Below are 24,882 nucleotides of genomic sequence, written 5' to 3'. Positions count from 1 at the left end.
TGTTATGACTTCTCCTTAGAATGTTATGTTCATATTAAATGTCAATGACTTGGGTATAGGAGCCGCATATATGTTGCCCATCGTCTCCGGTGAGAGGTAATTGCGGAAGTCTGTACTCAAGACAAAGAGATTGCGTCCTTGTAAGCCGATATTGAGCTTCTGGACATGAAGGAACTTTGTAGCGGTCTCCGGTAGGGCATATGACAATGCGATATCATTGACACGCAGATAGCTTTGCTTTTTCACCCAGATGTCGAGGTTGCGGTAGATCTGGTTGTTGGTGAAATACCAGTAATACTCGTCGGTACGCTTGTCCTGAGCGATGAGTGCCGGCAGATTAGAAGCTGTATTGGCAGGTGTCCAGCGACTGAGGATATCTCTATTGGTATTTTTACCTCTGTCATAGTCTACAATCTCATAGGGGGGCTTGGTCTTTACATAGCCGTTGATGTTGAAAATGCAGTTGACAGAGAGAGACCAGTTTTTATAGTTGAACGTATTGGTAAATCCGCCTGTAACAGGAGGCTCTGAGGAGCCGATGTACTGGTAGAAGCTACGCTCTTCCTCGGGGGTTACGTCGCTGGTAGCCATGGGGAAGCCCCATTCCGGATCCACAAGGCGGTAGAGTTGCTTGAGGGTAACGGTTTCGCCTTTAGGGTTTTTGAAGAGGATGTAGCCGTCTTTGTCAAGTCCTGCCGTTTTGTAAGCAAATATTGCTCCCACAGGGTAGCCCTCACGACTGGGTGTCGTCTGGTTACCGGGGATAGCTTCTTTGAGTACTTTATTGTAGTTGTAGGCGATATTGAAATTGGTGTACCAGGAGAAGTTACGTGTGGTGACGTTTCTTGTAGACAAGCTAAACTCCACACCTTTGTTGATCATACTGGCCCAGTTGATGGTGCTGGAAGTGAATCCGCTCTCAAGTGGCAGCATCTGTATACCTATCAGATCTACACCTTTGCGGTAGTAGTAGTCGATGCTCATATTCACCGCTTGGTTGAGCATGGAGAAGTCGAGCCCTACGTTGGTGGAATACGTTTTCTCCCAACGAAGTTTCTTGTTCGGTGCATTGCTCACCTCTATCATGTGCTCACTACCACCGGGCAGGATGCTTACGTTTTTGTAACGACCGATGAGGAACGGCGAGGTGTTCTTGTCGATATTACCCTGCACACCGTACGATGCTCTGAGGGCAAGGTTGTCTATCCATCCCGCAGACTCCATAAATGGTTCGTTGATAATACGCCACACACCGCTCACCGAATAGAGCGGCACATACTGGAAGCGCTTGTCCACACCGAAGAGGTTGGAGCCGTCGAAACGTACGCTGCCACCAAGTGTATAGCGATTGAAAAGTGAATAGGATAGGGTGGAGAATAGTGAAGTATAAGCATTCTCTACATAGGTTTTCTTATGGAGAAGATACTTTTCGCCTTTCTCATTGTCGGGGAAGAGGAGAGGTTTCGTGGTAAGCGTCTTGGGATCGAAGCCATATCCTATAGAGTATAGTGTTTGGTACCATGTTTTACGAAACTCACTACCTACCATTGCCTCGAGTTCGTGGTTGTCACCCAACTTCTGCTTGTACTCGAGCATGCTCTTCCAAGTGACCTGTCTGTTTTTATTCTCGTTCTCTTTGTGAAATCCGCCTTCGGGTATGATGAATTTGTACGTCTTAGTAGAAGGGTCGTAGTAGCGACTGTTGAGACGAATATTTCTCATGGTGAAAGTTTCGCCGTAAGCTTCTTGTTCAATGCTTTCGTTGTCGAGCTGTAAGCCCAGTTGTGATGATGCTCTGAACCGATCATTGAACCGTAGCTTTAGATCAAATATGTTGGTCAGAGAGTTGGTGATACGTTCGTCCTTGGTGTTTGATCTTTCTTCAAAGATATTAAACTTGAGGTCTTTCCGTTCTTCCGCTTGTATGTCATAGTCGTAGTTGTAATTACCTTTATCATCATAAGGCTTGAAGTACGGATTGGCGTTGCGTGTATAGATCAGGGGGTTGGTATAGCCGTAGGTATCGCTTACGAAGCTACTGCTCTTGCGACGGTTTATAAACACCGAGTTGGCTATAGAAACGACATCGTTGAGTTTATAATTGATCTTGCTCACGAGGTTGAGACGCTCAGCACTCACGCCGTGCACATTACCGTCTTCCTTGAAGTAACCGACCGAGTTGTAATAAGTAGCTTTGTCGGTACCGCCGGAGATATTGATGTTGTACTCCTGATTGAATACATCACGGAATACGATATCATTCCAATTGGTATTGATACCGCGTAGAGCATTGATACGCTCTTGCACCTCCGGTGTAAGAGCGTTCCACCCGTTGGCTTTGTATTTGTCCAGTAGATTGGCACCTTGGATGATGCGTGATACCTCGCCTTTGTTCTCGTTGAAGACGTAGTTTGTTTTCAGGAGGTCAAGCTCGAGCCCTACCTTCTCATCCGAGTTCATCAGGTTGAGCTTGTCGATGGAGGGGCGGGGAGAATAGGTGAGTTTGCTTGAGAAATTGATAACAGCTTTACCTTGCTTACCCTTTTTTGTAGTAATCACGATAACGCCGTTGGCAGCACGTGCACCGTAGATAGCAGTAGCCGCAGCGTCTTTGAGTACGTTGATGTTGTCAATGTCGGCAGGGTTGATGCCTGCGATGGAAGACTGACGTATACTGTTGATATCGTTCATGTTTTCCAGCTTAGGAATATCAGTGCCTTCCAAAGGGATACCGTCAAGTACCCACAATGGATCCTGAGTACCGTTGAGCGAAGCCGTACCACGGATACGTATCTTCATGGGTGCACCGGGTGTGCCCGATGTGTTGAGCGCCTGCAAACCTGCTATCTTGCCGCTGAGCACATGGTCTACACTCATAGTCGGCCCCAGTTTTTCGTCCGAGAGCTTGAGCTGTGATACGGCTGCCGTGAGTTTTCTCTTCTCAATGTTTTGGTAACCCGTTACCACTACAGCATCAAGCATGCCTGAGTTTGACTTGAGTTCTATAACAATATTGTTTTTACTGCCCAAGGTCACTTCTATGGTCTCATAGCCGATGTAGCTGCAATAGATGTGTTTCACACCGTCGGGTACAGTGATAGCGAATTTGCCGTCTATGTCCGTGGTGGTTCCTTTCAGACTGGAATTTACACCCGCTTTTTTCAAGTCATTTGCGGAGATATATACCGATGCTCCAATAAGAGGCTCTTTGGCATCGGCCGATACAACGGTACCTTTGAGCACTCGTTGCTGGGCAAACATCTGCACAAACCCCATGGTGATCATAAAGATGATCAGACAAGTCCTTTTCATTTGTGATATGTATTGAATTATTGAATACCTAATGCTGTATCTATTCTCAAAAGAAGGTCTCTGTAGTGATAGTACGTAGCGAGATCTCCTGATTTGATGCGGTTGTTGATCAGATTCTTGATTCGCAGCAACTCACCCCGCTTCACGGATATCGCATCCGATATGCGGTTGATTTGTGAGCCATAGAAGCTCAAGGTGCGTTTCTCCGCCATGCGATCTCCATTGTTGTGGTGAGACGCATGAAATTCGCAACATGCCGGCTTACGGAAGAGTATTGCTTCCACATCTTTGTCGTAAACGAGCTTCTTATTGATCTTCACGCCTTCGCTGTATGCGGCAGCGGTGATGAGTGCATCTACAAACCCCTTCTGAGTATAGCGGTCAGCTACGTTGAGCGAGCGCCCGCGTATTGTCTTTGCAAAGATATGTTTGTGCAACATATCCATCATATCTTCCAGCGTAAAAGCCTTGTGCTTGCCGTTCTCTGCCTCGTTTTCGAGCATACGCATCATGCGGTTGTCCGACAGTAGGTCCCAGAAGATAAAGCCTTGTGCATTCTTGTATATTTTGGATGGAGAGTTCTCTACCATGCCGTTGGGAGTATTCTTTTGGAAATAGGTATACTTTGCTATCTCAGGGCTGAAAAGCCACTCGGGATAAGTGAATATCTCATCCAACAGGAAGCGGAGCGACTCCTTTTGCTTGTGCTTTTCCACAAACGTGTAAGTCGGTACCTTGTCTCCTACCACAGTGTTTTCTATATATATACCACCGATGTTGGCCATGGCATGATAGAGGTAGTTGTTCCATTGGTTCACCACTCCGTAATATAGGCGTGATGCCTCTTCGTAGGTCTGTCCCTGTTCTCCGGTGGTAGTCCATTTGATTACATTGTTTATTACGATCTTGAGGTTGGCAATACCATAGCGTGATGATTTCACAGGATTATCTCCCAGATCCTCCATCTGTGCGCGCGGATCTACAGCGTCGCGCGGGTCTTGCGCCTCACTGTATTTATAGACACGCTTGTTATGAGCCGTAAGGTAGTTGTGCAGGATGGTCTTCTCCTCATCAGGGTTCTTCTTGCCATACCAGCGATAGCCGTATTCTATGGCAAACATATCGTATTCTCCCAGTTGGGGGCAAAGCTTGGTCACACCATCGCCGGGCTGAGCCACATAGTTGAATCGCGCATAGTCCATGATAGAAGCGGAGGTAGAGTTCACACGATCTGTAAACGTCTTGGAGCGGAGCGAATCTGTAGGGTAAGCCCATGAAGCTATCATATTATGACGTAAGCCCAATGAGTGTCCTACCTCATGACACAGTACAAACTGTATGGCCTCGCCCATGATAGAGTCGGGGATAACGGCTTTTCTTGCAGCAGGGTTGATAGGGCCTGTCTGTACCGTGATCCACTCTTGTAGCATAGCCAGTACATTGTGCCACCACATGATGTCTGCCTCTATGATCTCTCCCGATCTTGGATCCAAGATCGATGGCCCCATGGCATTGCTCTTCTCTGATGCAGCATATATGATTTGTGAAATATCCGCATCATTGTCCTTATCCGTGAGGCTATCCAATGCGAACCGAGCCTGAACGGCATGTTTGAAGCCTGCTTTTTCGAACGCCATATTCCAGCTCTCTATACCTTTCTTGATGTAAGGCTTCCATTTGTTGGGGGTGGCCTTGTCGATATAGAATACAATAGGCTTGGCTGGCTCTACGAGCTCTCCTGCCAAGTATTTCTGTTCCTCTCCCGCCTTGGGCTCCAATCTCCAGCGAGTGATGAGTTTCTTACGGCTCACTCGTTGCTGGCTGTCGCTGAAACTCAGCCTGTCGCTTGTGAAATAGCCCACCTTCTGATTGTCATAACGTCCGATCATGGGCTTCTCCGGCAGTAACACAATGGATGATACCACCTCCACCGTTACGTTTACCTTGGTCATACCCTCATGTACCGTGGTAGTGAGCTCTGAGCGTGCGGCAATGTTGTTTTTGAAACTTCTTATAGATAAGATGCGTGACAGGTTGCTATCCGCCGAAGTGCCCAGGTTGATATTATCAAACACATTGTTGATACTCGTCTTGTTGCCATTGTATATCTCGTTGACCTTGACAAATACGCTGGTGGAGTCCGGGCTGTAAGCTTCTATTTTGAACCCTGCGATCAGCGGTGATATAAAATTGTCTTGTACCGATCCCGTAATAGCGTCCTTCTCCGGTGATACGGGCAGGGGGCGTTCCTGTCGGATGAGTAGCTTGCCGGCTTTCTTGTCCAGCTCGAAGCGAATCAGCTGGTTCTGATAATTTACCCCGCGGTTTACCCCAGCTTCGTTGAGCTCCATGGGCACACGCTCCAGCTTATTTACCACAAGCATGTCACGGTGCAGGAGTCGGGTGGGGATTTCAAAGTAATAATCCTCCTTGTTCTGATAGACGTTGAATAAGCCTTTTTCCACAGCGCTGTCTTTGCCTGTGATTTTTTTATAGGCATCTTCGTCTTTACTTACAGAGTCCTTTTTGGATGTTGTAGTGTCTTTTTTGGCGGTCTTTTTGATTTTCGACTTGGATACTTGCGCCATGTTACTCTCGGCATTTGCCGTAGAGACCATGGTACTCCATAGTAATGACCCGCCTAGTACAGAGATTATCACTAACCTCTTCCCGGTAGATAATTTCATTAAAAAGCTTTTATTTTTTAAGGATGATATTTAACTCGTTTCTTCGTATCTTACCATATTATTGTTGCCCTCGGCGTATCATCAAGAATCATAGCGCTGTCTTGCGGCTTATTCGTGTGTAGTGTACGTATCTCTCTTTGTTTTGCTCCTCTCTCAGGGCTATTTTGCTCGGTGCAATCAACTTTTTGGGGCAATCACACCCGGTAACTACCGTGCCTATTGCTGATTTTATTATCGAAAGTCGATAGAAATATTCTCCTCATCAGCCATATCTACATCACGCTATGGTGCTATGGATGAATATTTTTATTACTTCCGTTTTATGGGGTGCTAAGAAAACAAAAAATAATCACATAGCCACGATTATTTATCATAAAATTATATAAAACACGATTTTAATACGGATCTTCTTGCAATTTGTAGGCTATAGTGATTAAATAACATCAATATTCCAGAGCAATAATGTCTCTTTTTATTTATATCTATTCAAGCTCAAATAGGCGTGTGTGACAAGGGGATCAAAAGCTGTATGAGGAAATTATAACAGGCTGTTTTGCTCTCTTATAATCTTCCGCTATAACGAATGGAGGAGCTGAATTTTGACATAATGTCAAAAAAAGAAGCTTTGTGAGGAAGTGTATGTTTTTGACAATATATTATATATTAGTAAATTAAATAAGTTTATAATGTCTATGAAGTCTCCACTTTTTATCGTTTCCTAGTTACAACACAGAGCTTATTTATACAAAGTCTAAATAAGAAATCGCATTTTGAGGCGGAAATCTATCCCAAAATGAAGCCTAAATAAATTGAAATGTCTCATTCCGAGGGTTTGATAAATATCTGGAGAATGTAGTGGTAATATATTCTGCTTATTAATTATGTAGGGTGATTTGGTGCATTTATCCATGCTACGCACAATTCTATTATGACAAGTCTACCGTCTCTGTACATAAGTCTACAGACCTATTATGATAGGTCGTCCCACTTTATAGGATAGGTCAATTGACCTTATAGTATAAGTCTGAGGTCACTATATGATATCTCGTTGGCACATTGATGAAACTCGCCCTTCTCTTGGGTATATGGATATAGAGAAGTACCGTATAGGATATACACGGTGTGTGGTAGGGGCTATAGATTTAGGGGCAATAGGCCGGCGAAGAGGTACAACACAGTTCCATACAAGGCGTAACGAATAATCCCTGATTCGCACTCATCGGTAAATTGTAATCCACCGTAGCCATCATATCTGTGTAATTTGTTTAGATTGTTATTGATTAGGAGATATAAACGTATAATTGGTATAAAGTACAGCCCATACACAAAGATACAACATCCGATACCCCGTTGTCAAGAGCTACTACTAATCGGTGCAAGGAGTAAATCCATGTAGCCATATCTGTCTGCAAAAATTGACAAAATGATAGTTTCTACTCTCATTTTACCTGATTGCAAATCCTGAAGCTAAGAAGAGGATATAATTTTTGATCTGCATGTATATATATAAATAGGTATAGTGCCAATATTGTCCTCATTACCTTACGGAATAGCGGTGAGCGAATTCCAGAGTATGCCGAGCGGCGGAGTGTGATTTGTCTATATTTTATGGAATGCAGGGCCGGGATGACTCCCTGTTTTTGCCTGCTGTCACTGTAAGTAGTGTGGCTTTCACCCTGTGTTCCGTAACCTAACGCATTCTTTTTGAGATAAATTTGCACTATTCTATTTGTCGGAATAAAAATTATCACTACCTTTGCACGACCGAATGAAATGTCCACTCGGTAAAATGAATACTGTAAGAACAAAATTTATAGTAATAAACAGATAAGAAATGCCTACAATTCAACAGTTAGTTAGAAAAGGACGCGAAACATTGGTTGAGAAGGGTAAGAGTCCGGCTTTGGATTCATGTCCTCAACGTCGTGGAGTATGTGTACGTGTTTACACCACAACTCCTAAGAAGCCTAACTCTGCAATGCGTAAGGTAGCCCGTGTGCGCCTCACAAATTCAAAAGAAGTTAATGCTTACATCCCCGGAGAAGGCCACAACCTGCAAGAGCATAGCATCGTGTTGGTACGTGGCGGTCGTGTAAAAGACCTCCCCGGTGTACGTTATCACATTGTTCGCGGAACGCTTGATACTGCCGGTGTAAACGGTCGTACTCAAAGACGTTCGAAATACGGCGCTAAACGTCCTAAGCCCGGTCAGGCTGCTGCTACAGGTAAGAAGAAATAAGCTTACCCCGGATGAGCGGCGGCGGTACTCTTTAGGAATAAAGAGGTTTACTGCGGCAAAGGCTATTAGTCCTTTCAAAAGGCCACAAAGATGTGGCGCTAACTATTATTTTACAAAAGTTTTTTTAGAACCGGTTTTGAGTTCAATTGGATAGGCTAAAAACAGGGTTGAGTAAATATCCCGGCGGGGATGTTGAAGACAAAGACTAAATGGCAACCAATCGACAAAAACGAAATTTTTTGAGACAATGAGAAAAGCAAAACCCAAGAAAAGACAGGTATTACCTGATCCGGTGTTTGGTGATGTTAAGGTGACTAAGTTTGTTAATCACCTGATGTACGACGGAAAGAAGAGTACTGCTTTCGATATTTTTTATACCGCTTTGGAGGTGGTAAAGGCAAAGATTTCGGACGATGAGAAGAGTCCGCTTGAAATCTGGAAAGCAGCATTGGACAATATTACTCCGCAAGTAGAAGTTAAGTCTCGCCGAATCGGTGGTGCAACCTTCCAGGTTCCTACTGAAATTCGTCCTGAAAGAAAAGAGTCAATCTCTATGAAGAACCTGATTCTTTTTGCCCGCAAGCGTGGCGGCAAGTCAATGTCAGATAAATTGGCTGCTGAAATTGTGGACGCATTTAATAGTCAAGGTGCTGCGTTCAAGCGCAAAGAAGATATGCACCGTATGGCTGAAGCTAACCGTGCATTCGCACACTTTAGATTCTAAACACAATGGCTGAAGACAAAAACTTAAAACTCACCAGAAATATCGGTATCATGGCTCACATCGATGCCGGTAAGACTACAACGTCTGAGCGTATCCTGTTTTACACCGGTCTTACACACAAGATCGGCGAAGTGCATGATGGTGGTGCTACAATGGACTGGATGGAGCAAGAGCAAGAGCGTGGTATCACTATTACCTCTGCTGCTACAACTACCTTCTGGAACTATAACGATACCAGATATAAAATCAACTTGATTGATACTCCGGGACACGTTGACTTTACTGTAGAAGTAGAGCGTTCATTGCGTATCCTCGATGGTGCCGTAGCTACCTTCTGTGCTGTTGGTGGTGTAGAACCCCAAAGTGAAACGGTATGGCGCCAGGCTGATAAATATCATGTGCCACGTATCGGTTACGTAAACAAAATGGACCGCTCCGGTGCCAACTTCTTTGAAGTGGTGCGTCAGCTGAAAGACGTGTTGGGTGCTAATCCTTGTCCTATTCAGATACCTGTAGGTTCAGAAGAGTCATTCAAAGGTGTAGTAGATCTTGTTAAGATGAAAGCTATCCTATGGCACGACGAAACTATGGGTGCAGAATACGAAGAAGATACCATCCCCGCAGATCTTCAAGCTGAAGCCGAAGAGTGGAGAGATAAAATGCTCGAAACTTTGGCTGAAGTAGACGAGGTGTTGATGGAGAAATACTTCGAAGACCCTTCTACTATTACCGAAGACGAAATCCGCTCAGCTCTGCGTAAAGGAACTCTTTCTATGCAGATCAATCCTATGCTTTGCGGCTCTTCATTCAAAAATAAGGGCGTACAAACACTGCTCGACGCAGTTTGTGCATACCTCCCAAGCCCTGCCGATACCCCTGAAATCGTGGGTACAGATCCCCGTGACCCTGAAGTTGAGATCGTGCGTCCTACTACGCCCGATGCTCCTTTGTGCGCACTTGCGTTCAAGATTGCTACAGACCCCTATGTAGGTCGTTTGTGCTTCTTCCGTGTATACTCAGGTGAGCTGCCTGCAGGATCATACGTTTACAACTCAAGATCAGAGAAGAAAGAGCGTATCTCACGTCTCTTCCAGATGCACTCAAACAAGCAAAATCCTAAGGATGTAATTGGTTGCGGTGACATCGGTGCCGGTGTAGGTTTCAAAGATATTCGTACCGGTGATACCCTCTGTGATGAGAATCATCCTATTACACTTGAGTCTATGGACTTCCCCGATCCCGTTATCGGTGTAGCTATCGAGCCTAAGACTCAGAAAGACCTTGACCGTCTCGGTACAGGGTTGGCTAAGTTGGCCGAAGAAGATCCTACCTTCCGAGTACAGACCAATGACGAAACAGGTCAGACGGTAATCAGCGGTATGGGTGAGCTTCACCTTGAGATCATCATAGACCGTCTGCGTCGTGAGTTCAAGGTAGAGTGTAATCAGGGTCGTCCTCAGGTATCATACAAAGAAGCTATCACTAAGCCGGTAGAACTTCGTGAAGTGTACAAGAAACAGACCGGTGGTCGTGGTAAATTTGCCGATATCATCGTACGTGTGGAGCCTGCTGACGAAAGCTTCGAAGGCGAACTCCAGTTTGTAGACGAAGTAAAAGGCGGTAACGTGCCCAAGGAATTTATACCTTCTGTACAGAAAGGATTCCAGCGTGCCATGAAGAATGGTGTACTTGCAGGTTATCCTCTGGACAAACTGAAAGTAACGCTGATCGATGGTTCGTTCCACCCGGTTGACTCTGACCAGCTTTCGTTCGAAATCTGTGCATTGCAAGCATTCAAAAACGCATCGGCTCAGGCAGGTCCTATCCTTATGGAGCCTATCATGAAGCTTGAAGTGGTTACTCCGGAAGAAAGTATGGGTGACGTGATCGGTGACTTGAACAAGCGTCGCGGTCAGGTAGAAGGAATGGAAAGCAGCCGTACCGGTGCTCGCATCGTGAAGGCTAAAGTGCCCCTCTCAGAGATGTTTGGTTATGTAACTTCATTGCGTACCATTACTTCAGGTCGCGCTACTTCTACAATGAGCTTCTCTCATTATGCAGAAGTATCGTCTTCTATCGCTAAGCAAGTGCTTACAGAGGTAGATGGCCGCGTTGATTTGATTAAATAATACATTCTTATAGTATATATGAGCCAAAAAATTAGAATTAAATTAAAGTCTTACGATCATATGTTGGTTGACAAGTCAGCAGAAAAGATCGTTAAGACTGTAAAGACTACAGGTGCAGTAGTGAGCGGTCCCATACCGCTCCCTACTCACAAAAGAATCTTTACGGTGAACCGCTCAACGTTCGTAAACAAAAAGTCTCGCGAACAATTTGAGCTCTGCTCTTACAAGAGACTTATAGACATCCACAACTCTACTGCCGATACAGTGGACGCTCTGATGAAGTTGGAGTTGCCCAGCGGAGTAGAAGTGGAAATCAAAGTGTGAGATAATTAATAAAAAACTGAAATGCCAGGTTTATTAGGAAAGAAAATCGGAATGACATCCGTTTTCAGTGCCGAGGGAAAAAATCTTCCATGCACTGTTATCGAAGTTGGTCCTTGTGTGGTAACACAGATCAAGACTCTGGAAAATGACGGCTACGAAGCTGTACAGCTTGGATTTAGCGAAGCTAAAGAAAAGAACACTTCTAAGCCCATGAAAGGTCACTTTCAGAAAGCGTCTGTAGCTCCCATGAGACACTTGGCCGAGTTCAAAGGTTTTGAAAACAACCAGTACAAACTGGGTGATGTAGTCAATGTAGATCTCTTTGCCGATGCATTGTTTGTCGATGTTATCGGTACATCTAAGGGTAAGGGATTCCAAGGTGTTGTTAAGCGTCATGGCTTTGGTGGTGTAGGTCAAGCTACACACGGTCAGCACAACCGCCTTCGTGCTCCCGGTTCCGTTGGTGCTTGTTCATATCCTGCGAAAGTATTCAAAGGTACCCGCATGGCTGGTCAGATGGGTAATGAGCGTGTTACGGTACAGAACCTCGAAGTGATTAAAGTAATGCCCGAGCATAACCTTCTTCTTGTAAAAGGTAGCGTGCCCGGAGCTAAAGGTTCAATCTTGAAAATCGAAAAGTAAATGGAACTGAGTGTATATAACATCAAAGGCGAAGACACCGGACGTAAGGTAAGCCTCGATGATGCTATCTTCGCCATCGAACCTAACGATCACGCTATCTATTTGGACGTAAAGCAGTATCTTGCGAACCAACGCCAAGGTACTCACAAATCTAAAGAACGTAGCGAGCTGTCAGGAAGTACCCGCAAGCTGATCCGTCAAAAAGGTGGCGGTGGTGCCCGTCGTGGTGATATCAATTCTCCCGTATTGGTGGGTGGTGCCCGTGTATTCGGCCCTCGCCCTCGCAACTATAGCTTCAAGCTCAACAAGAAGCTCAAATCTTTAGCGCGTCGTTCTGCTTTGGCTCATAAAGCTAAAGATGGTGGCATCATGGTAATTGAAAACTTTAGCTTTGAAGCTCCTAAGACAAAAGATTTCTTATCTATGTCTTCAGCTCTTCAAGTTGCTGATAAGAAGGCATTGTTTGTATTCTCTGATGTAAACAAGAATGTAGCTCTTTCTGCTCGCAACTTGCAAAACGCAAAGTTAATCAACGCATCACAACTTCATACTTATGCAGTACTCGACTGCAAAAAGCTTGTAGTTACCGAAGATGCTCTTGCAGTTATCAACGAACAATTTAAGGCATAAGGAGAATAGAATATGAGAATTATCATCAAACCGATTATCACGGAAAAAATGACGGCTATCACGGAGAAGATGCCTGAGCGTTATGCTTTCCGCGTTTCTCCTGATGCGAACAAGATCGAGATTAAAAATGCCGTTGAGGCGATGTATAATGTAAAAGTCGAAAGCGTAAATACGATGAATTATGACGGCAAGCGCAAGAGCCGTTATACTAAGAGCGGATTACTGAGAGGCAAACAATCTTCATTCAAGAAGGCTGTTATTACGCTTAAGAAGGGTGATACCATCGACTTTTTCGGAAATATCTAATAAAAGAAAATGGCTATACGTAAACTAAAGCCCACAACGCCGGGGCAGAGACATAAGGTTATTGGTGCATTTGATACTATCACTGCCAGTGCACCAGAGAAGTCTCTTGTAGTTGGTATGAAAAAGACCGGTGGTCGTAACAATACCGGTAAGATGACTATGCGCTATATTGGCGGTGGTCATAAAAGAAAACTTCGTCTTATCGATTTCAAGAGAACTAAAGACGGCATCCCTGCAACAGTAAAGAGCATCGAGTACGATCCAAATCGTACTTCACGCATCGCATTGTTGTACTACGTTGACGGTGCAAAGGCTTATATCCTTGCCCCCGACGGATTGGAAGTCGGTCAGACAGTGATGTCAGGCGCAGAAGCTGCTCCTGAGGTAGGTAACGCTTTGCCATTGGCAAACATACCTGTAGGTACTATTATTCACAATATCGAGCTTCGTCCCGGTCAAGGCGCCAAGTTGGTTCGCTCTGCCGGTGTATTCGCACAGCTCACCTCTCGTGAAGGTACTTACGTAGTGATCAAGATGCCTTCAGGTGAAACTCGCCGTATTTTGTCGGCTTGTAAAGCTACTATTGGTAGTGTAGGCAACTCAGACCATGCTCTTGAGAAGTCAGGTAAAGCTGGTCGTTCTCGCTGGTTAGGTCGCAGACCACGCAACCGTGGTGTGGTTATGAACCCTGTAGATCACCCCATGGGTGGTGGTGAAGGACGTGCATCAGGAGGACATCCTCGCTCACGCACCGGCCTTTATGCTAAGGGTCTTAAGACTAGAGCTCCTAAGAAGCACTCTTCTAAGTATATCATCGAGAGACGTACTAAGTAACTGATTAATTAAGAAAAATTATGAGTCGTTCACTAAAGAAAGGTCCATATATTAATCTCAAGCTGGAAAAAAAGGTCTTGGCGATGAACGAGAGCGGTAAGAAGGCTGTAGTTAAGACATGGGCAAGAGCTTCAATGATTTCACCCGATTTCGTGGGTCACACCATTGCAGTTCATAATGGTAATAAATTTATTCCTGTTTTTGTAACCGAAAACATGGTTGGACACAAGTTGGGCGAATTTGCTCCTACGCGTACATTCCGTGGCCATGGCGGTAATAAGAAGAAGTAATTCGGTTGAGTACAAACACTTCAGGAATCTGAATAATAAAAGTATTAAGAATAATGGGTGCTAGAAAACAAAATTCAGCCGAAGCAAGAAAAGAAGCCCTAAAGACCACCTATTTTGCCTCATTGCGCAATGTTCCTACTTCACCTCGCAAAATGCGTTTGGTGGTAGATATGGTTCGCGGTATGGAGGTTAATCGTGCTCTTGGCGTTTTGAAATATTCTAACAAAGAGGCTTCTGCACGCGTAGAAAAGTTATTACGCTCGGCTATAGCTAACTGGGAACAGAAAAATGATCGTAAAGCTGAGGAAGGCGAGCTCTTCATCACTAAGATATTTGTAGATGGCGCTTCTACATTGAAGCGTATGCGTCCTGCTCCCCAAGGTAGAGGTTACAGAATTCGTAAGCGTTCGAACCATGTAACGCTATTTGTGGATACACTAACTAAAAACGAAAGCATTTAATCAGGATGGGACAGAAAATTAATCCAATTAGTAATCGTTTGGGATACATCCGTGGATGGGATTCCAATTGGTATGGTGGTTCAAAGTACGGAGACAAGCTGTTGGAAGACAGCAAGCTTCGTCAATACCTGAATGCTCGTTTGGCTAAGGCTAGTGTATCACGTATTGTTATCGAACGTGCGTTGAAGGTGGTTACAATTACCATCTGCACAGCTCGTCCGGGTATGATTATCGGTAAAGGTGGTCAAGAAGTTGATAAACTGAAAGAGGAGTTGAAGAAGATCACCGACAAAGATGTTCAGATCAATATCTTTGAAATCCGTAAGCCCGAGATAGACGCAGCTATCGTTGCTGATAACATCGCTCGTCAGCTCGAAGGTAAGATTGCTTACCGTCGTGCCGTTAAGATGGCCATCGCATCAGCTATGCGCATGGGTGCTGAAGGTATCAAGGTTCAAGTTTCAGGTCGTCTGAACGGAGCTGAAATGGCTCGTTCCGAGATGTTCAAAGAAGGACGTACTCCTCTTCACACATTGCGTGCGGATATAGACTACGCGCAAGCTGAAGCTTTGACTAAAGTAGGGTTGATCGGTGTTAAGGTTTGGATTTGCAAAGGTGAAGTGTATGAAAAGCGTGACCTCGCGCCTTCGTTTGCTGCTCCTAAGGCTACCGGCGGTCGTCGTGAAAACAACGGCCGTGGCGAACGTAACCACCGTAAAAGAAGAGGTAATCGCTAACATTTAAGACAGAAACAAGAAATGTTACAACCAAAGAAAACTAAATTTAGAAGGCAACAAAAAGGTCGCATGAAGGGCAATGCCCAACGCGGCAATCAGTTGGCTTTCGGTTCTTTCGGAATCAAGTCTCTGCAGAGCAAATGGATTACCGGTCGTCAGATCGAAGCTGCTCGTATTGCAGTAACACGTTATATGCAGCGTCAAGGTCAAGTGTGGGTACGCATCTTCCCGGACAAGCCTATCACTAAGAAGCCTGCTGAAGTACGTATGGGTAAGGGTAAAGGTTCGCCTGAAGGATTCGTGGCTCCAGTTACTCCCGGTCGTATGATTTTTGAGATCGAAGGTGTTCCTTATGAGATTGCCAAAGAAGCACTTCGCTTGGCTGCTCAGAAACTGCCTGTGACTACTAAGTTCGTGGTTCGCCGCGATTATGACATGACAAATCCTAACGCATAATTGAGATGAAATTAGCAGAAATAAAAGAGCTTACGACTCCGGAACTTCAGGAGCGTATCGTAGCTGAAGAGGCTGCATACAACCAGAAGTGTATAAATCATGCTGTTACACCTCTGGATAATCCTTCAGAAATCAAGCATATGCGCCGGATGATTGCACAGATGAAGACTGTGCTTCGTCAACGTGAACTCAATAATAATTAATGAGTGACCCGATGGAAACAAGAAGATTAAGAAAAGAACGTGTAGGAGTAGTTTCCAGCAACAAGATGGACAAGACCATCACCGTTGCAGTTAAATGGAAAGAGAAACATCCTATCTATGGTAAGTTCGTTAATAAGACGAAGAAGTACCACGCTCATGACGAAAAGAACGAATGCAACATCGGTGATACCGTGCGTATTATGGAAACTCGTCCCTTGAGCCGTACTAAGAGATGGAGATTAACTGACATAATCGAAAGAGCAAAATAATATGATACAACAGGAATCAAGACTAGTAGTTGCTGATAATAGCGGAGCAAAAGAAGCTCTTTGTATCCGTGTATTGGGTGGTACACGCCGCCGTTATGCCTCTGTCGGTGATGTGATCGTAGTGGCTATCAAAAGCGTGATCCCATCAAGTGATATGAAAAAGGGTGCCGTTTCTAAGGCTGTAATTGTTCGCACCAAAAAAGAAGTAAGACGCCAAGACGGATCATATATCCGTTTCGATGATAATGCATGTGTTCTTTTGAATGCCGGCGGTGAGATGCGTGGTAGTCGTATTTTTGGTCCTGTGGCACGTGAGTTGCGTGCTTCGAACATGAAGATCATCTCTTTGGCTCCCGAAGTTCTATAATTTATAAGACGAATCAGAAATGAGTAAGTTACATATAAAAAAGGGCGACACTGTTATCGTAAACAGCGGTGAAGACAAAGGCAAGACAGGCCGTGTGCTTGAAGTCATTGTGAAGAAAGAGCGCGCTGTTGTCGAAGGTGTAGGTATCATTACCAAGCATGCAAAGCCCAGTGCAAAGAACCCGCAGGGGGGAATTGAGAAGAAAGAATCCTCAATTCATATCTCTAACCTGAATGTGGTGGATCCTCAGAGTGGTAAAGCTACTCGTATCGGTCGCAAGGCTGATAAGAATGGCAAACTTGTACGTTATTCAAAAAAATCAGGAGAGGAGATTAAGTAATGAGCAATACTGCAAAGCTTAAGAATGAATATAAAGAGCGCATAGTACCTGCCTTGATCGAGCAATTCGGTTACAAGTCTAAGATGCAGGTACCTGTGTTGAAGAAAATAGTTATCAACCAAGGTCTCGGTATCGCTACAGGTGATAAGAAGATTATCGATGTTGCTATCGATGAGCTTACCACCATCACCGGTCAGAAGGCTGTTGCTACTGTATCCCGCAAGGATATCTCTAACTTCAAACTTCGTAAGAAGATGCCTATCGGCGTTATGGTAACATTGCGTCGTGAGCAGATGTATGAGTTCCTTGAGAGACTTGTACGTGTAGCATTGCCACGTATCAGAGACTTCAAAGGTATCGAGAGCAAATTCGATGGTAGAGGCAACTATACCCTCGGTATCAGCGAGCAGATCATCTTCCCGGAAATCAACTTGGACTCAATCACCAAGATCCTCGGTATGAACATTACTTTCGTAACTTCTGCCCAGACTGACGAAGAAGGTTATGCCCTGCTCAAAGAGTTTGGCTTGCCGTTTAAGAACGCTAAAAAAGGAAATTAAGATATGGCAAAAGAATCAATGAAAGCCCGCGAAGTGAAGCGTGCCAAATTAGTTGCCAAGTATGCTGAAAAGCGTGCTCAGCTCAAAGCTGAAGGCAACTACGAAGCTCTTCAGTCACTTCCTAAGAATGCTTCTCCCGTACGTTTGCACAATCGTTGCTCTATGACGGGTCGTCCCAAAGGATATATGCGTCAGTTTGGTATTTCACGTATTCAATTCCGTGAAATGGCATCTGCTGGTCTTATCCCGGGCATCAAGAAGTCAAGCTGGTAACAAGCAATCCTAACTTCACATTCCTCGTCTTTCTTTCTATTCAGTGAGTAGAGAGGTATAGAGTAGGGGAGCTGAGGTTCAGATATACTAACCGAAAAGGGACAATGTACTCCGAGTACATTGTCCCTCTTTTATTTTTCAACCCGACATGAATTGTACACAGCTTACCCCTTGTTATTACAGCAATTGAGACCGTTGCATAGCAGGCCAATTGCTTCGTTGCTTGCGAGATTCGCGCTTGGTCATTTGCCTGAAGTAAACTCCCTGTGCACTCACTCTTAGCGCCTTGCACTTTACCCTCTCTGCCCGGTCAAAGTGTCTTTTGTCGGCTTTGCCTCCAAAATCCACAAGACTGTTGACTTTTGCAACAGTCTCCAATTAGTTGATGCATTACGTCTTGTAAGATATAATCCGTAAGACTCATGCTCTCATGAGCAAAATAAAGGAGATGAAATCGGGCTTTTATTACACGGAAAATGTAACTTAGCAGTCTCTAACCATTAGATATAACATTTTGAAAACAAAAATCTTTATGAGCTTATTGCTCATACCTCTGTTGTTGATAGGAGTAATAGGGTGTGGCAAAAACGAGCCGGGCATGGACATCACTCTGCTTTATGGTAGTTGGAGGCTCAAACATGACAACTCAGACCTCTCTGTACGTGGATATAAAGAGTATGTGTTCAAGAAAAACATGACATACATATACACAGAGCTCAATGTCAATAGGGGCGTTTACAATAGCTTTGAAGGTAAATATGAGTTCGATTCCCATAATAACGCACTCACTTTGTATGATTCCGTGCTTCATGTGATCTCACGCTACGAGATCAAACAGATCACATCCCGTATTTTGGTATTGGAGACTATTACGCTGGAGCCCACGAAGCGCTAGTCTTATTTACCCCTCTTTATTTCATTACCATGCATTTCGAAAACTTTAATATCTCCACCGATAATTTGCCCGATGCTGAGCTTCTTGACTTCGAGCCTTTGCAACCACGCTACCGCTTGGGCATGTATGTCGCTATAAGTCTCCGGTGGTTTCTGCTTTTGATTTTGGTATGGGTTCCTCAGTTTGTCATTGCAGAGTATCCGCTCTATGTAGCTTGGATTCTCACAGCCGTCATTGCTTTAGGGTACGTCATCAATATGCTTATGATCCGTGAGGCCTATCGTTACAGGGGCTATGCCGTGAGGTCGCACGATATCACCTACCGCCGTGGCATCATACGACACATCGTCTCTACTATCCCTTTCAGGCGCATACAGCAGGTGACCGTGCGGCAGAGCATCCTGGCTCGTATCATGGGCTACTACCATGTGGTGATATTCAATGCTTCGGGTGTGAGCGAAAACATGATCGTACACGGCCTCAGCTATGACGATGCACTACGTCTCAAATCTTTTATTATGGAAAGAATAAAGACTGATGAAGCATCCTGATTTTTCGCAGAAGCAGCGCATGGGCTCCGAGGCTTTTGTAGTGATTCTGGCACAGCAGATCAAGCAGTGGTCCAAGATCTTTTATGCCGGGATTATCTGGTCGCTGCCCAATTTGCATAACCCCAACAAATTTTTCGTCATTATCGGCATCACCATCGTTGTCTTTGTCTTACTCGCCATACTCTCCGCATGCTATCGCTACCGATATACCTTATTTTATATAGCAGATCACTCTCTGTATATACAGCGAGGCCTGATCGCCAAGCGCATCACCGTGATGCCACTCGATCGCATCCATAATATTCGATCCAAAAACGGTATATTTTATCGTCTCTTCGATATGGAAGGACTGGAGTTTGATACCGCGGGGAGTGCAGGAGCTGAAGCCGAGATCATATTGCCACATGCCCAAGCCGATGCTTTTCGTCATGCCATTGCTATGCAAGAGCTGTCTGTCACCTCACTTCCCGTATGCGAGGAGTGCGATGCAGACGTTGCCCTGCAAGACTTCCCCGAGCCCACTGAGCTGTCACAAGAAGAGCCTTGCCTGCATACTACCCACTTTAGCATAGGGCAGCTACTTATGGGAGCCTATACGCAGAATCATATCAAGGGATTTCTGCTTTTTCTTGTGTTTATATTTACTATTTACAACCAGGTTGAGGATTTGGTAAAGGATATGCTCCTGCATATACTCAAGGACTCCGACAGCATGGTGCAAAATGTTGTGAACATGTCTTTGGGAGCCCAACTCATGCTGATACTCCAAGTCTCCATCGTGGTTTATATCATGAGTATTGTCATCTGGGGCACAGCTATTGTTTTCAGGCAAGCCGGGCTTACCCTACGACTTTATCCCTCGCGCATGGAATACACTGCGGGTCTCATCACCGAGATAAGGCAGCGTATCCGCCGCTCCAAGGTGATCATCCTGAGCTGGAAGCAAAATATACTCGAGCGCAAGAGTGGGCTATACACCGTGATATTCGATCAAGCACATAATATAGCAGGCAATGAGAAGCAACGCAAAGCCTCCATCACTATTTTTGGCTTGAAGGATCCTGGACTGATCATTGACTGGTGGGCACACGATCCTGACATCCTCACCGCCCCTGTGATTCGCTCGGGGGGGGGGCTCATGTATTATAATTGGTTTGTCAAATGCCTGTTGCCCAGCCTGCCCATCACTTTAGTATTTGCCCTCTTCCTGCCCCTTATGCTCTCCCTTACGGCCGTGTGGCTCGTTATAGGAACTGTGGGGGCATACCTCACTTACCGTCATGCAGGAGTAGCTGTGAGCTCTCGGCATCTGCTCGTATATACAGGCCGGTATGCCTCTATCAAAAGACTCATCCCTATCAGTCGCATAGAGCGTGTAGAGGTACGCCAGGCTCTGTGGCAGCTACCTACTGGCCGGTGTAGTCTATGGATAAGCACCATGGGTGATGATTTTGTGTTGCGCTCATTGCCCTATGCCGAGGTCAATCGCCTGCGCAACTACTTGCTTTTTGTCGCGGAGTCATAGTTTAGCGTTCTCCTCAGGTATGGTGGTGGGGTCACTATGCCATCGGCTTTGATGATACTGCCAAGGGGCTATGTGTGGAGGGTGTGATGTGGGATAGGGGGATATCAAAATGTCAATATAGGTAGAGCATATGACGCTATACTAACCCCCTGAATCCCTGTTTACTGAATTAATTGATTATCTGTAGTAAAGCAGTGAATTTTTATATTTTGTAGTTAAGACACTTAGCTTATTTGTACAAAGTCTAAATAAGAAACCGTCTCTCAGTCACCCCAAATCAATAAAATTAGCGGGCTAAATAAATTGAACCCCCATATCGTATCGTCAAACTTAATATCTGAAGAAAATACGGCCCTATTATTGCATTTCTTGATAGAAGTACATGTATAGGCGGTTTGGGGGATGAGTTAAGAAATCTATTAGGGTAAGTCTATTGTCCGTGTACGATAGATCTGCCCACTTTATAGGATGGTTTCCCTTTTTAGAAGACTAGATACCAATCCGTGAGTCGGTGCGATGTCAGGAAATGTAATTAAATATGGATTTTTAGAGAATAAAAGATACAGATCTCGGTAGCTCAAGCTTGGCTAAAGGCATGAGTTGCGAATCAGTGATAATGCCAAACGTGCGAAGTAAGGTTTTGCTGAGTGATACACAGGGCATGAGGCTCCATGGCTGAGGCGTATGGGAGCATGCACAGATGCTGTGCTGTAAGGGGCAGCTTATTCTGTAAGGATTATCTATCAGGAGGCTCATACTTTGGTGAATTGGATTAGGATGGTGTAATGATAATTTATACTGCAAATATACCACATCCTACCCCCCTTTGTCAATACCTCTCGGAGTTTCGGGGAGGCGTGCAACCATACTCAACGCTCCACAAAAATCCATTTTACAAAACGAAACCAGCGGCATCTATTGCATATGTAAACGCGATGCATGAATGAGCAATATGATAGCTACGGTATCATTCTATGCCCTACAACCCAATATGTGGAATAGCTGTCAAAGAGGAATTGGGCGATGATATTCTTTAGAATCTCGACATGGCTGTGTGATCTTGGTTGAGACATGGAAGACAACATGAGACCGTTGCATAGCAGGCCAATTGCTTCGTTGCTTGCGAGATTCGTGCTTGGTCATTTACCTGAAGTAAACTCCCTGTGCACTCACTCTTAGCGCCTTGCACTTTACCCTCTCTGCCCGGTCAAAGTGTCTTTTGTCGGCTTTGCCTCCAAGATCCATGAGACAGTTGACTTTTGCAACAGTCTCAACATGATTATTTGTTTCAAAAATTACTGCCATGGAGCCATGTAAATATCCGAAATTCATTTTTTGAAGATAAGTATGATATTCGATGATTGTATAAATATAAATGAGTATTTATAATTTAAATATACCTGAGAATTGCATTGCAAATTGTTGAATAGTAATATTTTTCTTTTGTCATACAAAAAATATTTGTAACTTTGCGTGCTTTTCTTTGGGTAATTGTATGCATTTGTGTGCTCAAAAGCCTGATGAAAAGTAACAAGCTTATTGTTAAATATTGTCCGGATGGTCCGGATCAATTTAATTTTTTAAATCAATGACAGATCCTATTGCAGATTATCTGACGCGTGTGCGTAATGCCGTGAAGGCGGGTCACCGTGTGGTAGAAGTGCCGGCGTCTAATCTAAAAAAAGAGATCACTAAGATCCTTTTTGACAAGGGGTACATCTTAAACTACAAATTTGTAGAAGAAGGCCCTCAAGGTACTATTAAAGTGGCTTTGAAGTATGACCTCAATGGTAAGGTAAATGCCATCAAAGCGCTGAAGCGTGTGTCACGCCCGGGTTTGCGTAAGTACGTAGGCTATCGTGAGATGCCGAGAGTTTTAAATGGTTTGGGTATCGCTATCCTTTCTACCTCGAAAGGTGTGATGACAGACAAGGAAGCTTCTAACCTCAAGGTTGGCGGCGAAGTTTTATGTTACATTTATTAATCATAGGAGATACATCAAATGTCAAGAATTGGTAAGTTGCCTATCAGCATCCCTAATGGAGTGACAGTATCTCTCAAGGATAATGTCGTAACAGTAAAGGGTCCCAAGGGAGAACTAACACAAGAAGTGGATCCGAGAATCTCTGTGAAAATCGAAAACGGAGTAGTAGCATTGGAGCGTGCAAGTGACGATCGTATCGAGCGCTCGCTACATGGCCTTTACCGCTCACTGATCAACAACATGGTAAGTGGTGCGCACGAAGGATTTAAGAAGACATTGGAGCTTGTAGGTGTAGGTTATCGTGCCTCAAACCAAGGTCAGCTTCTTGAACTGTCTTTGGGATTTACACACAACATCTTCCTGCAATTGCCTCCCGAGGTAAAAGTAGAGACCAAGAGTGAGAGAAATAAGAATCCACTGATTATCTTAGAGAGTGCCGACAAGCAACTCTTAGGACAGGTTTGCACCAAAATCCGCTCATTCCGTATGCCTGAGCCTTACAAGGGTAAGGGTATCAAGTTTGAGGGCGAGGTGATCCGTAGAAAATCCGGTAAATCAGCCGGCAAATAATCGAAATAAACTGTAAGTAATCATGGAAAGAAAGCAAAATAGAAGACTTAAGATCAAAACCCGCGTGCGTGGTAAGATCAGCGGAACAGCCGAGCGTCCTCGTCTCTCTGTATTCCGTAGCAATAAGCAGATCTATGCACAGGTTATAGATGATATTACCGGAACTACTTTGGCCAGCGCATCATCACTGAAGCTTGATGCAGCAGGATCAAATAAGAAGGAAATAGCTGCAAAGGTAGGCGCTGAAGTTGCCAAGGCTGCACAAGCTGCCGGCGTGACAACAGTAGTGTTTGACCGTAACGGATACCTGTATCATGGTCGTATTAAAGAACTTGCCGACGCTGCTCGTGGTGAAGGTCTTAAATTTTAATCATAATGGCAGATATGAATAATAGAGTTAAGTCGACTAACGACTTGGAACTAAAAGATAGATTGGTTGCTATCAACCGTGTTACTAAGGTAACGAAGGGTGGCCGTACATTTAGCTTTGCTGCCATTGTGGTTGTTGGTAATGAAGACGGAGTAGTAGGCTGGGGTCTTGGTAAGGCCGGTGAAGTATCAGCTGCTATAGCCAAAGGCGTAGAAGCCGCTAAGAAAAACCTTATCCGTGTACCTGTACACAAAGGTACTATCCCTCACGAACAATTAGCTTCATTCGGTGGTGCAAAGGTATTCCTCAAGCCAGCCAGCGCCGGTACCGGTGTAAAGGCCGGTGGTGCTATGCGTGCCGTTTTGGAAAGTGTAGGTGTGACTGACGTGTTGGCAAAGAGCAAAGGCTCATCTAACCCACACAACCTTGTAAAGGCTACTATAGAGGCACTCGCAGAAATGAGAAGCCCACTTATGGTAGCACGCAACAGAGGCGTGTCAGTAGAAAAAGTGTTTAAAGGTTAATATTTTAGAGTAAGGAGATTTTACAATGGCAAGAATTAAAATTCAACAGGTTCGCAGTAGAATCAAGTGCCCTAAAGTTCAAAAACTGACACTTGATGCACTGGGTCTTAAGAAAATGAATCAGGTGGTAGAGCACGAAGCTACTCCTCAGATCCTGGGGATGGTAAACAGAGTACACCACTTAGTACGCATCATTGAAGAATAATAAACGCATAAACAGAAAAGAGATATGAATCTATCAAGCTTGAAGCCTGCTGAAGGCTCTGTTCAGACGCGTAAACGAATTGGTCGTGGTCCCGGATCAGGTTTGGGTGGTACTTCTACCCGTGGTCACAAGGGAGCCAAGAGCCGCTCTGGTTACTCCAAGAAAATCGGTTTCGAAGGAGGTCAGATGCCTATTCAGCGTCGTTTGCCGAAGTTCGGTTTCAAAAATATCAATCGTGTTGAGTATCGTGCGGTAAATCTTTCCTCATTGCAGGAAATCGCAGAGAAGAACAACTTGACACGCATCTCCAAAGCCGAGTTTGTAGAAGCCGGTTTGGTATCAAAGAATGATCTGGTTAAGATCCTCGGAAACGGCACTCTGTCAGCTAAGATCGAAGTGGAAGCCAACGCTTTCTCAAAGAAAGCTGAAGAAGCTATCACTGCCGCAGGTGGATCAATCGTAAAACTATAAAGCT

At 44.6% G+C, this 24,882-nt stretch carries 31 protein-coding genes; 27 read left to right on the top strand and 4 right to left on the bottom strand.

The features are described 5' to 3' along the window. Positions 1-15: 15 nt before the first annotated feature. On the bottom strand, positions 16-3,312 hold the full coding sequence (locus tag VYJ22_RS01350; RefSeq protein ID WP_329904581.1) for a SusC/RagA family TonB-linked outer membrane protein: 3,297 nt from the start codon (positions 3,310-3,312) through the stop codon (positions 16-18). Between the two features lie 17 nt (positions 3,313-3,329). Then, positions 3,330-5,900: a zinc-dependent metalloprotease gene (locus VYJ22_RS01345; RefSeq protein ID WP_329905538.1), complete on the bottom strand. Its 2,571-nt coding sequence runs from the start codon at positions 5,898-5,900 to the stop codon at positions 3,330-3,332. Between the two features lie 1,933 nt (positions 5,901-7,833). Between VYJ22_RS01345 and rpsL the strand changes: the two genes are divergently transcribed. From rpsL to rpsN, 18 genes are all read left to right on the top strand, one after another. Further along, positions 7,834-8,238: a 30S ribosomal protein S12 gene (gene rpsL / locus VYJ22_RS01340; protein ID WP_329904580.1), complete on the top strand. Its 405-nt coding sequence runs from the start codon at positions 7,834-7,836 to the stop codon at positions 8,236-8,238. Between the two features lie 247 nt (positions 8,239-8,485). Further along, positions 8,486-8,962, top strand: a complete 477-nt coding sequence (rpsG, locus tag VYJ22_RS01335; protein WP_329904579.1) for a 30S ribosomal protein S7 — start codon at positions 8,486-8,488, stop codon at positions 8,960-8,962. A gap of 5 nt (positions 8,963-8,967) precedes the next feature. Further along, positions 8,968-11,091 carry an elongation factor G gene (gene fusA / locus VYJ22_RS01330; RefSeq protein ID WP_329904578.1) on the top strand — a complete coding sequence of 708 codons (2,124 nt, stop codon included), beginning with the start codon at positions 8,968-8,970 and terminating at the stop codon, positions 11,089-11,091. An 18-nt stretch (positions 11,092-11,109) separates the two neighbouring features. Beyond that, positions 11,110-11,415 (top strand): 30S ribosomal protein S10, encoded by a 306-nt coding sequence (rpsJ, locus tag VYJ22_RS01325; RefSeq protein WP_329904577.1) that lies wholly within the window; start codon positions 11,110-11,112, stop codon positions 11,413-11,415. Positions 11,416-11,436: 21 nt separating this feature from the next. Next, entirely contained in the window at positions 11,437-12,057 is a 621-nt protein-coding gene (gene rplC, locus VYJ22_RS01320) for a 50S ribosomal protein L3 (protein ID WP_329904576.1), read from the top strand. Then, positions 12,058-12,687 carry a 50S ribosomal protein L4 gene (gene rplD / locus VYJ22_RS01315; protein ID WP_329904575.1) on the top strand — a complete coding sequence of 210 codons (630 nt, stop codon included), beginning with the start codon at positions 12,058-12,060 and terminating at the stop codon, positions 12,685-12,687. It begins immediately after the preceding gene. Between the two features lie 12 nt (positions 12,688-12,699). Beyond that, entirely contained in the window at positions 12,700-12,993 is a 294-nt protein-coding gene (gene rplW / locus VYJ22_RS01310) for a 50S ribosomal protein L23 (protein WP_329904574.1), read from the top strand. A gap of 9 nt (positions 12,994-13,002) precedes the next feature. Continuing rightward, on the top strand, positions 13,003-13,827 hold the full coding sequence (rplB, locus tag VYJ22_RS01305) for a 50S ribosomal protein L2 (protein WP_329904573.1): 825 nt from the start codon (positions 13,003-13,005) through the stop codon (positions 13,825-13,827). Between the two features lie 20 nt (positions 13,828-13,847). Beyond that, positions 13,848-14,117: a 30S ribosomal protein S19 gene (rpsS, locus tag VYJ22_RS01300; protein WP_329904571.1), complete on the top strand. Its 270-nt coding sequence runs from the start codon at positions 13,848-13,850 to the stop codon at positions 14,115-14,117. 53 nt (positions 14,118-14,170) lie between these two features. After that, positions 14,171-14,578, top strand: coding sequence for a 50S ribosomal protein L22 (gene rplV, locus VYJ22_RS01295; RefSeq protein ID WP_329904569.1), 408 nt, complete (start codon positions 14,171-14,173; stop codon positions 14,576-14,578). Positions 14,579-14,583: 5 nt separating this feature from the next. After that, positions 14,584-15,315 (top strand): 30S ribosomal protein S3, encoded by a 732-nt coding sequence (rpsC, locus tag VYJ22_RS01290; protein ID WP_329904567.1) that lies wholly within the window; start codon positions 14,584-14,586, stop codon positions 15,313-15,315. A 21-nt stretch (positions 15,316-15,336) separates the two neighbouring features. After that, positions 15,337-15,771, top strand: a complete 435-nt coding sequence (gene rplP / locus VYJ22_RS01285) for a 50S ribosomal protein L16 (protein WP_329904566.1) — start codon at positions 15,337-15,339, stop codon at positions 15,769-15,771. 5 nt (positions 15,772-15,776) lie between these two features. Continuing rightward, positions 15,777-15,974 carry a 50S ribosomal protein L29 gene (gene rpmC / locus VYJ22_RS01280; RefSeq protein WP_329904565.1) on the top strand — a complete coding sequence of 66 codons (198 nt, stop codon included), beginning with the start codon at positions 15,777-15,779 and terminating at the stop codon, positions 15,972-15,974. Between the two features lie 11 nt (positions 15,975-15,985). Beyond that, a complete protein-coding gene (gene rpsQ / locus VYJ22_RS01275) occupies positions 15,986-16,243 on the top strand; it encodes a 30S ribosomal protein S17 (RefSeq protein WP_407989135.1) in 258 nt (85 codons plus the stop codon). Position 16,244: 1 nt separating this feature from the next. Then, complete coding sequence (gene rplN / locus VYJ22_RS01270; protein WP_329904563.1) at positions 16,245-16,610, top strand: 50S ribosomal protein L14; 366 nt, start codon at positions 16,245-16,247, stop codon at positions 16,608-16,610. Positions 16,611-16,629: 19 nt separating this feature from the next. Then, entirely contained in the window at positions 16,630-16,950 is a 321-nt protein-coding gene (gene rplX, locus VYJ22_RS01265) for a 50S ribosomal protein L24 (protein WP_329904562.1), read from the top strand. Next, entirely contained in the window at positions 16,950-17,510 is a 561-nt protein-coding gene (gene rplE / locus VYJ22_RS01260) for a 50S ribosomal protein L5 (RefSeq protein WP_329904561.1), read from the top strand. Before rplX ends, rplE begins: the two co-directional genes overlap by 1 nt. A 3-nt stretch (positions 17,511-17,513) precedes the next feature. Further along, on the top strand, positions 17,514-17,783 hold the full coding sequence (gene rpsN, locus VYJ22_RS01255; protein ID WP_329904560.1) for a 30S ribosomal protein S14: 270 nt from the start codon (positions 17,514-17,516) through the stop codon (positions 17,781-17,783). A gap of 177 nt (positions 17,784-17,960) precedes the next feature. Here rpsN and VYJ22_RS01250 read toward each other — a convergent pair whose 3' ends face one another. Beyond that, positions 17,961-18,131 carry a hypothetical protein gene (locus VYJ22_RS01250; RefSeq protein ID WP_329904559.1) on the bottom strand — a complete coding sequence of 57 codons (171 nt, stop codon included), beginning with the start codon at positions 18,129-18,131 and terminating at the stop codon, positions 17,961-17,963. 184 nt (positions 18,132-18,315) lie between these two features. On the opposite strand from VYJ22_RS01250, the gene VYJ22_RS01245 reads away from it, so the two are divergent. The 3 genes from VYJ22_RS01245 to VYJ22_RS01235 are packed head-to-tail and all read left to right on the top strand — an operon-like array spanning position 18,316 to position 20,754. Beyond that, complete coding sequence (locus VYJ22_RS01245; protein WP_329904557.1) at positions 18,316-18,678, top strand: hypothetical protein; 363 nt, start codon at positions 18,316-18,318, stop codon at positions 18,676-18,678. A 29-nt stretch (positions 18,679-18,707) separates the two neighbouring features. Further along, complete coding sequence (locus tag VYJ22_RS01240; protein ID WP_329904555.1) at positions 18,708-19,229, top strand: PH domain-containing protein; 522 nt, start codon at positions 18,708-18,710, stop codon at positions 19,227-19,229. Further along, the gene (locus tag VYJ22_RS01235) at positions 19,216-20,754 is read left to right on the top strand and encodes a PH domain-containing protein (RefSeq protein ID WP_329904554.1); all 1,539 of its coding nucleotides are present in this window, start codon (positions 19,216-19,218) and stop codon (positions 20,752-20,754) included. The genes VYJ22_RS01240 and VYJ22_RS01235 overlap by 14 nt, the downstream gene beginning before the upstream one ends. Before the next feature lie 1,005 nt (positions 20,755-21,759). On the opposite strand, the gene VYJ22_RS01230 is transcribed toward VYJ22_RS01235, so the two are convergent. After that, positions 21,760-21,897 (bottom strand): hypothetical protein, encoded by a 138-nt coding sequence (locus tag VYJ22_RS01230; protein ID WP_329904553.1) that lies wholly within the window; start codon positions 21,895-21,897, stop codon positions 21,760-21,762. Between the two features lie 445 nt (positions 21,898-22,342). Here VYJ22_RS01230 and rpsH point away from each other — a divergent pair, with 445 nt between their 5' ends. Genes rpsH through rplO form a run of 6 tightly spaced genes read left to right on the top strand, consistent with a single transcriptional unit; the run spans position 22,343 to position 24,878 of the window. Continuing rightward, positions 22,343-22,738: a 30S ribosomal protein S8 gene (gene rpsH, locus VYJ22_RS01225; protein WP_329904552.1), complete on the top strand. Its 396-nt coding sequence runs from the start codon at positions 22,343-22,345 to the stop codon at positions 22,736-22,738. Positions 22,739-22,756: 18 nt separating this feature from the next. Next, positions 22,757-23,308: a 50S ribosomal protein L6 gene (rplF, locus tag VYJ22_RS01220; RefSeq protein WP_329904551.1), complete on the top strand. Its 552-nt coding sequence runs from the start codon at positions 22,757-22,759 to the stop codon at positions 23,306-23,308. Between the two features lie 22 nt (positions 23,309-23,330). Beyond that, positions 23,331-23,678 carry a 50S ribosomal protein L18 gene (gene rplR / locus VYJ22_RS01215; protein WP_329904549.1) on the top strand — a complete coding sequence of 116 codons (348 nt, stop codon included), beginning with the start codon at positions 23,331-23,333 and terminating at the stop codon, positions 23,676-23,678. A gap of 5 nt (positions 23,679-23,683) precedes the next feature. Further along, on the top strand, positions 23,684-24,202 hold the full coding sequence (gene rpsE / locus VYJ22_RS01210; protein ID WP_329904548.1) for a 30S ribosomal protein S5: 519 nt from the start codon (positions 23,684-23,686) through the stop codon (positions 24,200-24,202). A gap of 25 nt (positions 24,203-24,227) precedes the next feature. Beyond that, positions 24,228-24,407 carry a 50S ribosomal protein L30 gene (gene rpmD, locus VYJ22_RS01205; RefSeq protein WP_329904547.1) on the top strand — a complete coding sequence of 60 codons (180 nt, stop codon included), beginning with the start codon at positions 24,228-24,230 and terminating at the stop codon, positions 24,405-24,407. A 24-nt stretch (positions 24,408-24,431) separates the two neighbouring features. Next, entirely contained in the window at positions 24,432-24,878 is a 447-nt protein-coding gene (gene rplO / locus VYJ22_RS01200) for a 50S ribosomal protein L15 (RefSeq protein ID WP_329904546.1), read from the top strand. Positions 24,879-24,882 lie beyond the last annotated feature (4 nt).

The sequence above is a fragment of the Porphyromonas pogonae genome, from assembly GCF_036320655.1.
GTDB lineage: Bacteria > Bacteroidota > Bacteroidia > Bacteroidales > Porphyromonadaceae > Porphyromonas > Porphyromonas pogonae.
This window is presented reverse-complemented; position numbering and strand designations above follow the sequence as displayed.